Source organism: Micromonospora sp. NPDC005305 (assembly GCF_040607315.1).
Taxonomy (GTDB): Bacteria; Actinomycetota; Actinomycetes; order Mycobacteriales; family Micromonosporaceae; genus Micromonospora.
The window spans coordinates 117217-131401 of record NZ_JBEXGL010000012.1; the positions used below are offsets into that span (position 1 = coordinate 117217).

General features: G+C 72.3%; 16 protein-coding genes. 7 read left to right on the top strand and 9 right to left on the bottom strand.

Annotated elements, in window-relative coordinates; genetic code table 11:
* Positions 1–6 precede the first annotated feature (6 nt).
* The 6 genes from ABZS80_RS21105 to ABZS80_RS21130 form a co-directional block, all read right to left on the bottom strand.
* The gene (locus ABZS80_RS21105; protein ID WP_355058199.1) at positions 7–960 is read right to left on the bottom strand and encodes a redoxin domain-containing protein; all 954 of its coding nucleotides are present in this window, start codon (positions 958–960) and stop codon (positions 7–9) included.
* A complete protein-coding gene (locus ABZS80_RS21110) occupies positions 961–2187 on the bottom strand; it encodes an epoxide hydrolase family protein (RefSeq protein ID WP_355058200.1) in 1227 nt (408 codons plus the stop codon). It abuts the gene before it with no gap.
* A 38-nt stretch (positions 2188–2225) separates the two neighbouring features.
* The gene (gene msrA, locus ABZS80_RS21115) at positions 2226–2744 is read right to left on the bottom strand and encodes a peptide-methionine (S)-S-oxide reductase MsrA (protein WP_355058202.1); all 519 of its coding nucleotides are present in this window, start codon (positions 2742–2744) and stop codon (positions 2226–2228) included.
* On the bottom strand, positions 2728–3174 hold the full coding sequence (msrB, locus tag ABZS80_RS21120; RefSeq protein ID WP_355058204.1) for a peptide-methionine (R)-S-oxide reductase MsrB: 447 nt from the start codon (positions 3172–3174) through the stop codon (positions 2728–2730). Before msrB ends, msrA begins: the two co-directional genes overlap by 17 nt.
* A 148-nt stretch (positions 3175–3322) precedes the next feature.
* Positions 3323–5170, bottom strand: a complete 1848-nt coding sequence (locus tag ABZS80_RS21125; protein WP_355058206.1) for a glycoside hydrolase family 15 protein — start codon at positions 5168–5170, stop codon at positions 3323–3325.
* A 94-nt stretch (positions 5171–5264) separates the two neighbouring features.
* A complete protein-coding gene (locus ABZS80_RS21130) occupies positions 5265–6209 on the bottom strand; it encodes an NAD(P)/FAD-dependent oxidoreductase (protein ID WP_355058208.1) in 945 nt (314 codons plus the stop codon).
* A gap of 80 nt (positions 6210–6289) precedes the next feature.
* Between ABZS80_RS21130 and ABZS80_RS21135 the strand changes: the two genes are divergently transcribed.
* The 5 genes from ABZS80_RS21135 to ABZS80_RS21155 all read left to right on the top strand — a co-directional run bounded on the left by ABZS80_RS21135 (position 6290) and on the right by ABZS80_RS21155 (position 10725).
* Positions 6290–6868: an XRE family transcriptional regulator gene (locus ABZS80_RS21135; RefSeq protein WP_355058210.1), complete on the top strand. Its 579-nt coding sequence runs from the start codon at positions 6290–6292 to the stop codon at positions 6866–6868.
* A 197-nt stretch (positions 6869–7065) separates the two neighbouring features.
* Entirely contained in the window at positions 7066–7434 is a 369-nt protein-coding gene (locus ABZS80_RS21140; RefSeq protein ID WP_355058212.1) for a Stf0 family sulfotransferase, read from the top strand.
* 243 nt (positions 7435–7677) lie between these two features.
* Positions 7678–9159, top strand: a complete 1482-nt coding sequence (locus ABZS80_RS21145) for an NCS2 family permease (protein WP_355058213.1) — start codon at positions 7678–7680, stop codon at positions 9157–9159.
* 220 nt (positions 9160–9379) lie between these two features.
* Positions 9380–9862 carry a GNAT family N-acetyltransferase gene (locus tag ABZS80_RS21150; protein WP_355058215.1) on the top strand — a complete coding sequence of 161 codons (483 nt, stop codon included), beginning with the start codon at positions 9380–9382 and terminating at the stop codon, positions 9860–9862.
* Positions 9863–9927: 65 nt separating this feature from the next.
* Positions 9928–10725, top strand: coding sequence for an alpha/beta fold hydrolase (locus ABZS80_RS21155; RefSeq protein WP_355058217.1), 798 nt, complete (start codon positions 9928–9930; stop codon positions 10723–10725).
* On the opposite strand, the gene ABZS80_RS21160 is transcribed toward ABZS80_RS21155, so the two are convergent.
* Genes ABZS80_RS21160 through ABZS80_RS21170 form a run of 3 tightly spaced genes read right to left on the bottom strand, consistent with a single transcriptional unit; the run spans position 10697 to position 12951 of the window.
* On the bottom strand, positions 10697–12079 hold the full coding sequence (locus tag ABZS80_RS21160) for a hypothetical protein (RefSeq protein ID WP_355058219.1): 1383 nt from the start codon (positions 12077–12079) through the stop codon (positions 10697–10699). The two genes, ABZS80_RS21155 and ABZS80_RS21160, sit on opposite strands and share 29 nt — an antisense overlap.
* Complete coding sequence (locus tag ABZS80_RS21165) at positions 12076–12579, bottom strand: SigE family RNA polymerase sigma factor (protein WP_355058221.1); 504 nt, start codon at positions 12577–12579, stop codon at positions 12076–12078. The genes ABZS80_RS21160 and ABZS80_RS21165 overlap by 4 nt, the downstream gene beginning before the upstream one ends.
* 54 nt (positions 12580–12633) lie before the next feature.
* Complete coding sequence (locus tag ABZS80_RS21170; protein WP_355058223.1) at positions 12634–12951, bottom strand: hypothetical protein; 318 nt, start codon at positions 12949–12951, stop codon at positions 12634–12636.
* 245 nt (positions 12952–13196) lie between these two features.
* On the opposite strand from ABZS80_RS21170, the gene ABZS80_RS21175 reads away from it, so the two are divergent.
* Positions 13197–13997, top strand: coding sequence for a helix-turn-helix transcriptional regulator (locus ABZS80_RS21175; protein WP_355058224.1), 801 nt, complete (start codon positions 13197–13199; stop codon positions 13995–13997).
* Positions 13988–14176 carry a DUF397 domain-containing protein gene (locus ABZS80_RS21180; RefSeq protein ID WP_355058226.1) on the top strand — a complete coding sequence of 63 codons (189 nt, stop codon included), beginning with the start codon at positions 13988–13990 and terminating at the stop codon, positions 14174–14176. The genes ABZS80_RS21175 and ABZS80_RS21180 overlap by 10 nt, the downstream gene beginning before the upstream one ends.
* Positions 14177–14185: the final 9 nt, after the last annotated feature.

Genomic DNA, 14185 nt, shown 5'->3' on the forward strand with positions numbered 1-14185 from the left:
GGCGCTCTAGCCGAAGGTGAAGGCGTACGCCTCGGCGCCGGGCTCGAGGAACGTGATCTCCAGGGTCCGTTCCCGGACCGTGTCCCGCTGGCGGACGAGCTGGTACAGCCGGCCCTCGCGGAGCAGGCCGTTGCCGTCCTCGTCCACGTCGTCGCCGTGTGCCGGGCCCGGTGCCGCGCCGTCCAGGAGCAGGCGGAAGGGGATCGGGTCCCGCGTGCCGGGCGACAGCACGAGATGCGCGTCGCGGGCCTGGAACCGGACGGCGAGGGTGCCGCCGGCCCGGTCGAGCACGACGTTCTCCGAGCCGATCGTCCACTCGCCGCCGAGCGCCCAGTGGTCCGGGGGCAGGCCCGCGGGGAGGTCGTAGGCCTGCGTGGCGTCGTACGTGGCCTGGTCCGGTGCCGCGAACTGCTCGGAGCGCGCGTAACCGAGATACGTCTCGGGCGTGCGCAGGTGGTCCCAGTCGGCGTCGGCCTCCACACCGCGCCCCTCCACCGGGACGAGGTCGCGGTCGACGCCGAGCAGCCGCTGGATGACGCGCTCGGACTGCTCGTAGCGGCCCTCGCCGAAGTGGCGGTCGCGGATCGTGCCGTCCGCGTCGACGAAGTAGAGCGCGGGCCAGTAGTGGTTGTCGAACGCGCTCCAGACGGCGTAGTCGTTGTCGGCCGCGACCGGGTAGTCGATGCCCCGCGCCCGGACCGCCCGGCGCACCCCGTCGATGTCGTGCTCGAACGCGAACTCCGGCGTGTGCACGCCGATGACGACGAGGCCGTCGTCCCGGTAGGCCTGCGACCACGCCCGGACGTACGGCTCCTGGCGCAGCCAGTTGATGCAGGTCAGCGTCCAGAAGTTCACCACGACCGGGCGCCCGCGCAGCTCGGCGGGACCGAGTGGCCCGGAGTTGAGCCACTCGGTCGCCCCGTCGAGCGCGGTCAGGTGCAGTCGCTCGAAGACGGCCATCTAGCGCAGCGACCGGAACGCGGTGCGGAGCTCGTCGCACAGCAGTTGCGGCTGCTCCCACGCCGCGAAGTGCCCGCCCCGGTCGAGCGTGTTGTAGTGGATGAGGTTCGGATAGGCCTGCTCGGCCCAGCTCCGCGGCGCCTGGTAGAGCTCGTCGGGGAAGACGCTGACGGCGGCCGGGACGGAGACGTCCTTGGCGCCGAGGAAGGAGAACTTGTTCTCCCAGTAGAGGCGCGCGGCGGAGACGCCCGTGTTGGTCAGCCAGGTGAGCGTGATGTTGTCGAGGATGTCGTCACGGGTGAGGCCGCCGGGTTGCCCGGCGAAGGCCCGGCAGATCAGCTCCAGGCTGGCCGCGTCGTGGTCGCACATGAAGGTCGCCAGCGCGACGGGCGAGTCCGCGAGTCCGATCAGTGTCTCGGGGCGGGTGGCCATGATCAGTGCGTAGGCGGAATGCTTCCAGAAGAAGTCCTGCTGCTCGCAGGCCCGCCTCTCCTCCTCGGAGAGGTTGGCCGGCAGCTTGGAGAGCGCGCCGTTGATTCCGGTGATGTCGGACTGGACCAGCGCGTCGATCTCGAACGGAACCGTGCTCGGCATGTTGGTGTGGATGCCGGCGAGTTCCGGCGGCGCCTGCACGCCCATGAGGTTGGTGATCAGTGCGCCCCAGTCGCCGCCCTGCGCCACGAACCGGTTGTAGCCGAGACGTTTCATCAGCTCGGTCCAGGCGCTGGCGATGTGTTCCGGCCCCCAGCCGGGTTCGGTCGGCTTGCCCGAGAAGCCGTAGCCGGGCATCGACGGGATCACCACGTGGAAGGCGTCCGACGCGGACCCGCCGTGCGCCGTGGGATCGGTGAGCGGCTCGATGATCTTCAGCTGCTCGATGATCGAGCCGGGCCAGCCGTGCGTGACGATGAGCGGCAGCGCGTCCTCGTGCTTGGACCGGACGTGGATGAAGTGGATGTCCAGACCGTCGATCTCGGTGATGAAGTTCGGCAGGGAGTTCAACCTCGCCTCGACCTTGCGCCAGTCGTACTCCTTCTCCCAGTAGCGGGCGAGGGCCTGGCTGGTCTCCAGCGGCACGCCCTGCGACTGGTCGTTGACAAGTTGCTTCTCGGGCCAGCGGGTGGCCGCGATGCGCTGCCGCAGCGCCTGGAGGTCCGCCTCGGGGATCTCCACCGTGAACGGCCGGATGTCGGTGGCGCGGGCCAGCGTCTGGGTCTTGACGGCCACGTGGGTCTCCTTCTCCTCGGGCTTGTCTCCGCGTGCGGTCAGCTCTGGTTCTCTCCCCGGCGGGGCAGCTTCCAGTCGGGTCGGGGGAAGTGGCAGGTGTAGCCGCCGGGATGCTTCTCCAGGTAGTCCTGGTGTTCCGGCTCGGCCTCCCAGAAGGGGCCGGCCGGGGTGACCTCGGTGACGACCTTGCCCGGCCACAGGCCGGAGGCGTCGACGTCGGCGATCGTGTCCTCGGCGACCTTCCGCTGCTGGTCGTCGCGGTAGAAGATGGCGGACCGGTAGCTGCTGCCGACGTCGCCGCCCTGCCGGTTCTTCGTGGTCGGGTCGTGGACCTGGAAGAAGAACTCGAGCAGGTCCCGGTACGAGAGCTTGCTCGGGTCGTAGGCGATCTCGATCGCCTCGGCGTGGCCCTCGTGGTTGTAGTACGTCGCGTTGGGCACGTCCCCGCCGGTGTATCCGACCCGGGTGGAGACCACGCCGGGGCGTTTCCGGATGAGGTCCTGCATCCCCCAGAAACAGCCGCCGGCCAGGACGGCCTTCTCAGTCGTGTCGGTCATCGCTTCGCCCCCCGTCCGGGTGCTCGAACAATGCGCGGTACTCGCCGTACCCTTCCCGCTCCAGGTCGTCGCGCCGGATGAACCGGAGCGCGGCGGAGTTCATGCAGTAGCGCAGCCCGCCGGTCGCCAGCGGGCCGTCGTCGAACACGTGCCCGAGGTGACTGTCCCCGTGCGCCGACCGCACCTCGGTGCGGACCATGCCGAGGGTGGAGTCCCGCACCTCGACCACGTTCCTCGGCTCGATCGGCCGGGTGAAGGAGGGCCAGCCGGTGCCGCTGTCGTATTTGTCGGCGGACGCGAACAGTGGTTCGCCGGACACGACGTCGACGTAGATGCCCTGCTCCTTGCTGTCCCAGTACGGGTTGGCGAAGGGCGGCTCGGTCCCGCCCTCCTGGGTGACCCGGTACTGCTCGGGCGACAACCGGGACACTGCCTCAGGGTTCTTCCGGTACTCGTGTGACACCGTCGTTCCTCTCGGCTGGGTCGTCGGCAAGGAAGGCCGGTTCAACGGGCTGCACACGCAGCGCGAGTGGCTACCCGGCCTGCCGTCGACTAACCCCGCACGCGGTCCGGAGGAATCACCGCCGCTGCCGGGACTCGGCCTCGGTCTCGAGCATGCTGTTCAGCGCCAGCGCCGTGTTGATCAGAGCGAGGTGGCTGAAGGCCTGCGGGTAGTTCCCGATCTGCTCACCGGTCGCGGCGATCTCCTCGGCGTACAGGCCGAGGTGGTTGCTGAAGGTGAACATCTTCTCGAAGGTGAGCCGGGCGTCGTCGAGGCGACCGGAGCGGGCCAGCGCCTCGGCGTACCAGAAGGTGCACATGTTGAAGGTGCCCTCATGGCCGGGGAGACCGTCGGGGGAGTGGACCGGGTCGTACCGGTGGACCAGGCTGTCGGAGACCAGCTCCCGCTCGATGGCCTCGAGGGTGCGGCACCACATCGGATCCGACGGCGTCACGAAACCGACCGCCGGCATGGAGAGCAGCGCGGCGTCCAGGACGTTCTCGCCGTAGGCCTGGACGAAGGACCCGCGGCCCCGGTGATAGCCGCGCGCCATCACCTGGTCGTAGATCAGGTTGCGCTGGCTGGTCCAGCAGCCGACGTCCCCGGGGCGGCCGTGCCGATTGGCGAGCCGGATGGCCCGGTCCAGGGCCACCCAGGACATCACCCGGCCGAAGGTGTAGTCCCGGGGGTGGTGCCGGCTCTCCCAGATGCCGGCGTCCGGCTGGTCCCAGTTGTGGCACAGCCAGTCGACGAGCCGGACGGTGCTCTTCCACACCTGGTGGGAGACCCGGATGCCCTGTTCGTCGGCGACGTGCATGGCGTAGAGCGCCTCGCCGTGGATGTCGAGCTGGAGCTGGTCGGCGGCGCCGTTGCCGATCCGGACGGGCCGGGAGCCGCGGTATCCCTCCAGGTGGTCGAGTATCTCCTCGTGCAGGTCGGACGACCCGTCGACCCGGTACATGATCTTCAGCGGGGCCTGGTGGTCGCCGGCCTCACGGATCCGCTCGTCGAGCCAGTCCATGTAGCGGCTGACCTCCTCGGTGAAGCCGAGGCCGAGCAGCGCGTGCACGGAGAAGGACGTGTCCCGGACCCAGGTGTAGCGGTAGTCCCAGTTGCGGGTGCCGCCGACCAGTTCGGGCAGGGCGGCCGTCGGCGCGGCGATCATCGCCCCGGTGGGCGCGTATGTCATCAGCTTCAACGTGATGGCCGACCGCTCGACCATCTCCCGCCACCGGCCGGTGTACCGGGACCGTTCGACCCACCGTCGCCAGTAGTCCCGGGTCCACTCGAACATCCCCTGCACCTCTTCGAGCGGGACGGCCCGAGGTTCCATGTCCGAGTTCGTCTCCAGCACCACCCCGCCGGTGTCGCCCTGGTTCAGGGTGCCGAACCCGATCAGGTCGCCGTCCCCCAGGTGCATGTCCTCCTTGGCGATGAGGCGGCGGATCGGTTGCACCGGGTTGAAGGTGAGCGATGCGGACGAGCCGCGGAAGACGAACCCGTTGCGGTGTCGCTCCAGTCGGGGCTGCTCGCGGCCGTAGTCGAACCGGGGCCGGCACTCCAGCCGGAACCGCATGCTGCCCCGGACCATGGTGACCATGCGCACCAGGCGGTGCACGTCGGTGACCCGCTCGCCGGTGACGGGCATGAAGTCCTGGACCTCGGCGACCCCGTCCGCGCTGATGAACCGCGTGATCAGGATCGGGGTACCGGGCAGGTAGAGCTGTTTGGTGACGTAGGTGGTCTCGTGGGGGGCGATCCGGAAGAAGCCGCCGCGCTCCCGGTCGAGAATGCTGGCGAAGATGCTGGGGGAGTCGAAGCGGGGTGCGCAGAACCAGTCGATCGTCCCGTCGCAGGTCACCAGGGCGGCGGTTTGAAGATCACCGATGAGCCCGTGATCCTCGATCGGCGGATACTCGCTCACGTCGCCCCCCGTCTCGACTGCACCCTCCCGCAGTAACCTAAAGGGCAATATTGTCCATGTAAGTCGTATTCGTGAACGCCACCCCTCCGCGTGCTCAGCCCCGCCGGCGCGCCTCGACCGCCCGGCGGGTCTCCTCGCCGACCAGGTCGCCGTTGATCGCGGCGGCCGCCAGCGCGCCCGCCGCCGCTGCCGCGCCGACCTGCGCGGCCGGGTCGGTCACATTGCCCGCGACCCACACCCCGGGCACCTCGGTACGCCCCGTCGGGTCGGCGGGGACGTGCTCGCCGGCCCCGGACGGATGCTCCACCGCCCGCAACCCGAGCGCCGCCAGGAACCCGGCCCGCGCCACCATCCGGGGGCCGGCGACCAGCACCTCGCGCGCGACCAGCCGGCCGTCGCGCAGGCGTACCCCGACCAGCCGGTCCTCCACGACCTCCACCGACGCGACCTCGCCCTCGACCACGGCGACGCACCGGGCGGCCAGCTGTTCGGCCTGCTCGTCACCGAGCGGCGGCGCGGTGTGGTGGAGGAGGACGACGTCGTCGCTCCACTGGCGGAACAGCAGCGCCTGGTGCACCGACAGCGGTCCGGTGGCCAGCACCCCGATCGGGCGGTCGCGCACCTCCCACCCGTGGCAGTACGGGCAGTGCACGAGGTCCCGGCCCCACCGCTCGCGCAGCCCCGGCAGCTCGGGCAGTTCGTCGACCAGGCCGGTGGCCACCAGCAGCCGGCGTGCCCGGACCCGGCGGCCGTCGGCCAGCGCCACCGCGAACCCGTCCCCGTCGCGGGCCACCGTGTCGACCTGGCCGTCCAGCAGGTGCCCGCCGTACCGGCGCACCTCGTCCCGGCCGCGCGCCAGCAGCTCGGCCGGGGGCATGCCGTCACGGGCCAGCAGCCCGTGCACCCCGTCGGCCGGGGCGTTGCGCGGGCTGCCCCCGTCGATCACCAGAACCGACCGGCGCGCCCGGGCCAGCATCAGCGCCCCGCTCAACCCGGCGGCGCCGCCGCCGATCACCACCACCTCGTAGCCCTCGGTCATCCTGACCACCTCCCACGGCCACGATGCGGCGGCGCTGGCCGTATCCGCAAACTTTGTTGCTGATCTGGCAAACTAGGCGGATGGACGACGACCTCGACCGGGCGCTCGACGCGGTGGGCCCCCGGCTGCGCGCGCTGCGCCGCGAGCGGGAGACCACCCTGGCCGACCTGTCCGCCGCCACCGGCATCTCGGTGAGCACCCTGTCCCGGCTGGAGTCCGGCAGCCGCCGCCCCACCCTGGAACTGCTGCTGCCCCTCGCCCGGGCGCACGGTGTGACGCTCGACGAGCTGGTCGGCGCCCCGCCCACCGGCGACCCCCGCATCCACCTGCGGCCGGTCACCCGCCACGGCATGACCATGCTGCCGCTCACCCGCCGGGCCGGCGGAATCCAGGCGTACAAGCTGGTCATCCCGGCCGGCGGGCGCGCCGAGCCGACCCCGCAGACCCACGAGGGGTACGAGTGGGTCTACGTGCTCAACGGGCGGCTGCGGCTGGTCCTCGGCGAGCACGACCTGGTGCTGGCCCCCGGCGAGGCGGCCGAGTTCGACACCCGGGTGCCGCACTGGTTCGGCCGCGCCGACGACGAGGCAGTCGAGTTCCTCAGCCTCTTCGGCGCCCAGGGCGAACGCGCCCACCTCCGCGCCCGCCCCCGCGCCTGACTCCGGAAGATCTTGGTACGAAGCGGCCCCCACAGGGGCGCTTCCGTCCCAAGATCTCCGCGCTGGTCGGTATTGAGCTGTGCGTCATGGCGCGCCGGATGGTGCTCGACCGCCGCCGCTCGCCGCTCCGATATCGCGTTGCCGCAGTCGGACCGTCCAAGGTTGGCTGTCACCGTGACCGCCGTCGACGCGACAACGTGCTCGCCCAGGCGGTCTCCTGGCTGCGCGCCGAGCAGACCGGCGGGTGGACCGACACCGATCCGGGCGCCGTCGACGCCTCCGGCTCGCCGACGGGCGAGCCGCGCTACGACCCGGACGGCATCGACGCGCTGCTGCGCACCATCGCGGAGCACCAGGCGGCCTGGGAGGCGTGGTTCGCCCGGCACGGGGTCACCCCGCACCGCGTGCGGTACGAGGACCTGGCAGCCGACCCGAGCGGCGTGACCCGGGACGTCCTCGACGCGCTCGGGCTGCCGTCGGCGGGCGTGCCGGTCCGGCCCCGGCACGGGCGGCAGGCCGACGCGCTCAACGCCGAATGGATCGCCCGGCACCGGTCCCGGACGTGACCTTGACCACCCCCGCGCCGGGCTCCCGCTGAGGGGCAGGTCATCTGCCGCTGCCCGGCGGTTAGGGTGGGCCTCGCGAAGTCGCTTCCCCCGACCCGGGGCGCGGCTTCGTAGTGCTTCACGGGATCCGTGGAGCCCAGCCGTCCCGACGTTCTCCGGGCCAACCGCAACGGGACGGCTGCACCCCCACCGCCCGGCCGGCGTGACCGGCTGGGCCAACCCGGAACGGAGTAAGGCCACGCCATGAGCGTGTCTACGCAGGATCCTGCTGTCCCGGTCGAGCCGGCGGAACCCGCCGCGCAGAGCCGCCTCGACCGCTTCTTCGAGATCACCCGCCGAGGCTCGACCGTCCGGCGCGAGGTGCTCGCCGGGCTCACCACCTTCGCGACGATGGCCTACATCGTCGTCCTCAATCCGCTGATCATCGGCACGGCGCCGGACGCCGACGGCAGGACGCTGGGCATCCCGGCGGTCGCCGGGGTCACCGCCCTGGTCGCCGCGGTCATGACGATCATGATGGGCATCGTCGGCCGGGTGCCGTTCGCGGTGGCCACCGGCCTCGGGCTGAACGCCTTCGTGGCGTACGCGGTCGCGTCCCAGATGAGCTGGGCCGAGGCCATGGGCCTGGTCGTCATCGAGGGCCTGATCATCACCGTGCTGGTGCTGACCGGTTTCCGCAAGGCCGTCTTCCGGGCCATCCCCGCCGAGCTGAAGGCGGCCATCGCGGCCGGCATCGGCCTGTTCATCGCGCTGATCGGCTTCGTCGACGGCGGTCTGGTCCGGGCCGGCACCGGTGTGCCGCTGCAGCTCGGCTCGGGCAGCAACGGCACACTGCACGGCTGGCCCACGGTCGTCTTCGTGGTCGGCCTGCTGGTCACCGGCATCCTGGTCGCCCGCAAGGTGAAGGCCGGCGTCCTGATCGGCATCGTGACCACCACGGCCGTCGCGTTGATCGTCAACGCGTTCGCCAAGCCCGGCCCGGCCCTCGTGGACGGCAAGCCCAACCCGGACGGGTGGCGGCTCAACGTGCCGACCCTGCCGGACCCGCTGGTCCAGAAGCCCGACCTGCACCTGCTCGGCAACGTGTCGTTCGGCGCGTTCGCCCACGTCGGCCTGATGACCGCGCTGCTGCTGGTCTTCACCCTGGTGCTGGCCGACTTCTTCGACGTCATGGGCACCACGGTCGGCCTGGCCAAGCAGGCCAACCTGGCCACCGAGGACGGCACCGACATGCCGCGCCTCGGCAAGGTGCTCTTCGTCGACGGCGTCGCCGCGGTCGCCGGCGGCGCGGGCAGCGCGTCGTCGGCCACCACGTACGTCGAGTCCTCCTCGGGCATCGCGGACGGCGGGCGGACCGGCCTGACCAGCGTGGTCACCGGCCTGCTCTTCCTGGGCGCGCTGCTGCTCACCCCGCTGGTGTCGCTGGTGCCGAGCGAGGCCGCCGGCCCGGCGCTGGTGGTGGTCGGCGCGCTGATGATCCGCCAGGTGAAGGACATCGACTTCACCGACGTGGGCGTCGCCGTCCCGGCGTTCCTGACCATGACGCTCATGCCGTTCACCTACTCGATCACCAACGGCATCGGCGCCGGCTTCGTGAGCTGGGTGGCGATCCGTGTGGCCCAGGGCAGGGCTCGGCAGATCCACCCGCTGATGTGGGCGGTGGCCGCCGCGTTCGTGGTCTACTTCGGCATCAACCTGGTCAAGGCCGTCACCGGCGTCAGCTGACCGGTTCTCCGTCGCGCCCCCGTTGCCCGTTGGCCCGAGGTAACGGGGGCGCGGCGTATCCGGATCTTGGGTTAGAGTGCGGGGCGCGGACACGCGACCGTCGTGGGCGCAGGGGGATGAGGCCATGGATCGCCATGAGTTTCCCCTGCCATGCCTTTTTCCGGGTCGCGCGCGCTGACCGACCGCGACCCGGGTCACTCCACGACCTTGGAGAATCGCGTTGTCCAATCTTGACCTGACCACCGACCGCCTCGTGCTGCGCCCCTGGCCCGTCGAGGAGGCCGCCGCCGTCGTCGCCGGGGAGCGGCGCCCGCACTGGGCGGCGGACTTTCCGGCCGACGGCGAACGGGTGATCGGCGGGATCATCGCCGGCAACCCGGACCGGCCGCACGGCCACCGGCTCATCATCGAGCGGGAGACCGGCCTCACCGTGGGCGGCATCGGGCTGAAACTGCCGCCCACCGATGGTGCGGTCGAGTTCGGCTACGGCGTCGTCGAGTCCCGGCGCTGCCGGGGCTACGTCACCGAGGCGGTCCGCGCGCTGGTCGCGTACGCCCGCACCCTGCCCGGGGTGACGCAGGTCTTCGCCACCGTGGACCCGGCCAACGTGCCGTCGGTCCGGGTGCTGGAGAAGGCCGGCCTGCGCCGGGACGGCACCGTCGACAGTGACGAGGGGCTGCTGCACCGGTACGTCGCCGAGTAGCACCGAAGCGACCGGCCCGGCGGCGGGGGCGACCCGCCGCCGGGCCGGTCGTCGTTGAACCGGGCGTGAGTTACGCGGACGTCAACGGGGTGCGGCTCTGGTACGAGATGCACGGGACGGGCCGCCCGCTCGTCCTGCTCCACGGCGGGTACGGGTCGACGGAGATGTTCGCCCCGATCCTTCCCGACCTGACCACGCGCCGGCAGGTCGTCGCCGTCGACCTCCAGGGCCACGGCCGCACCGCCGACGTGGACCGGCCGCTGCGCTACGAGTCGATGGCCGACGACCTCGCCGCCCTGCTGCGGCACCTCGACCTGCCGCCGGCCGACGTGCTGGGCTACTCGCTCGGCGGCGGGGTGGCCCTGCGCGCCGCCGTCCAGCACCCGGCCCTGGTCCGCCGCCTCGTGCTGGTCTCCACGCCGTGCCGGCGGCAGGGCTGGTACCCGGAGGTGCTGGCCGCCATGGCCGCGCAGGACGAGCGAGTCGCCGAGCAGATGCGCGGCACCCCGCCGCACCAGCTTTACGCGCGGGTCGCGCCCCGCCCGCAGGACTGGCCGACGCTCTGGGCGAAGACCGGCGAGCTGCTGCGCCGCGAGTACGACTGGTCGGCCGAGGTGGCCGCCCTGCCCATGCCGGTGCTGCTGGTCTTCGCCGACGCCGACTCGATCCCGGTCCGCCACGTGGCCGAGTTCTTCGGGCTGCTCGGCGGCGGCCACCGGGACGCCGGCGGGGACGGCACCGACCGGCCCGCGTCCCGGTTGGCCGTGCTGCCCGGGCTGACCCACTACGACATCGTCGGCTCACCGGCCCTGCCCGCGGCGGTGCTGCCCTTCCTCACCCACGAGGTGCGCGCCCCCGGGTGATGCGGCGGGCGCGTCCCCGCCGGAGCAGCCGCCCGGCCAGCAGGCCGCCGACCACCAGCACCACGGCCCCCGCCGCCCACCAGAACCGGCCGCCCGGTCCCGCCGGTGGATCCGCCGCGCGGACCCGCCCGGCGCGGACCACCGCGTCCGCCACGTCGATGGCGAGCACCTGGTCCGGGGCGGTCAGCAGGGTGGTCGGCGCGGCGGCCCCCGGCGCGAGGCCCAGCACCCGGACCGTCCGCACGTTCCCGTACGCGGTCCGCTGGTCCATCTCCAGCGCGCGGTCAAAGGAGGTCGGGGAGTTCGGCTCGGGCCGGTACGCCACCACCACCGCGGTTCCGTCCGCCTGCCAGCCGAGCAGCCGGATCGTGGTGACGCCCGCGACGGCGGGCAGCGCCGGGGCGCCGAGATCCTTCCCGGTCGTGTCGACCCGCCGCAGCCGCCACCGCTCGGTGCCCGGGTCGTGGCTGACCAGCGCCAGCGTCCCGTCCGGCAGCCAGGCTCCCTTGCCGGCCAGCCCGCTCTCCGGCGGCAGCGGGAAGGAGGAGATGCTCCGCCCGTCGGCACTGGACACGAGCACCTTGTCGCCGACCTGGTAGGCCAGCCGGGACCCGTCGGCCGTGAACGCGACCGGGGTGCCGAAGACCGGCAGTTGCTCCACCTCCAGCAGGCGCACCGCCCGGCCGGTGTCGAGCCGCACCAGGCTGAGCGTGTTGGCGTAGGTGCTGCCCTCCGGGTTGGTCGGCGTGGTGTCCCGGACCACCAGCGCCGTCCCGTCGGGCGCCCACCCGGCCGGCTCGGTCAGCGTGCTGCCCTGCCTGGGGCTGGGCAGCCGCCGGACCGTCCCGTCCACCAGGTCGACCAGGTCGATCCCGCGGTGCTCGGGCGACCCGGCCGGCACGGCGATCCGCCGCCCGTCGGGGGAGAGCAGCACCTGCTCACCGGCTGGCGCCTCGAAGCCGACCGTCCAGGTCCGGTAGCGGTCGGCCTCGGCGGCGACGATGCCCACGGTGCCGTCCTCGTCGATCAACCCGGTGAGCCCGCGCGCCTGCCCGCTGAACACGACCGACGCCGGGCCGAGCCGGGGCCGGTCGGTGGCCCGCAGCGCGCCGAACCCCGGCAGCCCGATCCGGTCCGGCAGCGCCGGGCCGCCCACCCCGGCCGGGGCCGGCGCCGGCCGCCCGCCACCGCCCACCGCCAGCGGCACGAGCGCCACCAGCACCAGCACCGCCGCGACCGCCGCCGCCATGCGCCGGCGGGTGCGCCGCGCGGTCCGCACCGCCCGATCGTGCACCGGGTACGCGGGCACCTCGGCCGCCGCCTCCCGCAGCGCCTCCCGCAGCCGTACGCTCATCGCCCGCTCCTCTCCGGCGTGGCCTCCCACAGGTCGGGGATGAGCTGGCGGAGCCGGCGCACGGCGTCGTGCCCGTGCCGCTTCACCGTGCCCACCGAGCAGCCGAGCACCTCGGCCACCTGCGCCTCGGTCAGGTCCTCGTAGTAGCGGAGCACCACCACGGCCCGCTGCCGGCCGGTCAGCCGGCGCAGCGCGGCCACCACGCTGAGCCGCAGCGCCGTGTTCTCGGTGTGGTCGCCGCCGCCCCGCTCGACCGGCGTCGCGTCCAGCCGTTCCGCGAGCCGCCGCCGGCGCCACCACGAGACCTGCTGGTGGTACATGACCCGGCGCACGTACGCCTCCGGGTCCCCGTCGTGGATCCGCCGCCAGTGCCGGTACGTCCGGGCCAGCGCGCTCTGCAACAGGTCCTCGGCGTGCTGGTGGTCCCCGGTCAGCAGGTACGCGGTCCGCGACAGCGCGGGCGACCGCTGCACCACGAACTCGTGGAACGTCTCCGACATGCCCACCCCCTCGCCCTCTAGGAACGCCGCCCACCCGGCCGATGGTTGAGGCGGTCATTCGACCACGCCCCGCCGGTACGGCCCCCAGGCAACGAACCGTTCGAACAGATCCCGGGGCGTGGGCCCGTCGTCCGGGTTGAGCCGGAACAGGTCGTGGGTCGCCTCGTGGTAGAGCCCGGACAGGTAGACGGCCAGGTCGACCGGGTGATCCGCGTACTCGACCTTGAGCAGCAGCCGGGCCTGGGCGCACGGCCACGGCGACCCGCAGGCCCGGCACAGCCACAGCGGCCGGAGCGGCACATGCGGCGGCCGGCTCGGCGGGTAGGCGCGCGGCCGGTCCGGGTGCGGCCCGAGCCGGGGTACGGGAAACATGGCGCCCCTCATCACGACCTTCCTTGTCACGGAATCCGGGGTCGGGGCCGCCCCCTGCATCGGGGGACTCGGGGGCGACCCCACGGTGAGCCGGACGGGAGGCGGCCCACCGGTGACAGTCTGTTGAGGACGGCACTACGCTCGGAAGGAATCCGGCCGGTCTGGATAGCTGCTGAGCAGGGCCGGAACCCGGCGCGGGAGGCCGTGGGAGGCCGGGCGCGCAATTGGGCGGAGAAAGGGAGAGCATGGGCGGGTCGTGGTGGGACTTCATCGCCGGTGAGCTGCGACAGGCTCGCCTCCGAGCCGGCCTCAGCCAGGAGGACCTGGCCAAGCTGATCAATTACTCGGCATCCCACGTGTCCGGTGTGGAGACGGGTCAGCGCCCGCCGAAGTCCGACTTCCTCGCGGCGGTCGACCAGGCGATGGACACCGGTGGCATCTTCGCGCGGATGCTCCGCCGCGCCTCGGTGGTCGAGGGCACCCCGCCCTGGCTGCGGACGTGGATCGACAGTGAACGCGAGGCGACCTTGCTCCGCTGGTACGAGCCGGCCTACGTCCCCGGCATCCTCCAGACTGAGGCCTATGCGCGAATGACCTTGGCCGACAGCCTGCTGACGGAAGAGGAAACCGACCAGCGGGTCGTCTCGCGGTTGGGGCGGCAGGCCATCCTGACCCGGGCGCACCCGTGCCCACTCGTCGCCGTCCTTGATGTCATGGTGCTCCGTCGGCCGCTCCGGGGGCACGCATCCCTGATGGGCCAGCAGCTCGCCCATCTGGTGAAGATGGCCGAGCTGCCACACGTGCAGATCCTGGTGGTGCCCGAGGAAGCCGGGCTCTACCCTGCGTTGCAGGGCGGCTTCATCCTGGCCACCTTGAGCGACGGAACAGTGCTGGCCCATCTCGATCATCAGGTCCGCGCGCAGGTGGTCAACCACACCGACGACATTGCTAGCTTGCATCGGAAGTGGGAGGCCGTCCGTGGCGAAGCCCTGTCCCGCCGACAGTCTCTCGACCTGATCAAGGAGGCGGCGCGATCATGGATCTGACCGGTGCCCGGTGGCGCAAGTCGACCCGCTCGGGATCGAACGGCGGATCGTGCGTCGAGGTGGCCGACAACCTGCCCGGCCTCGTGGGCGTGCGGGACAGCAAGGACCCGTCCGGTCCCGTGCTCACCTTCACCCCGGAAACCTGGCGCGCCTTCGTCACCTTAGCGAAGCGGGCCTGACCTCGTTCG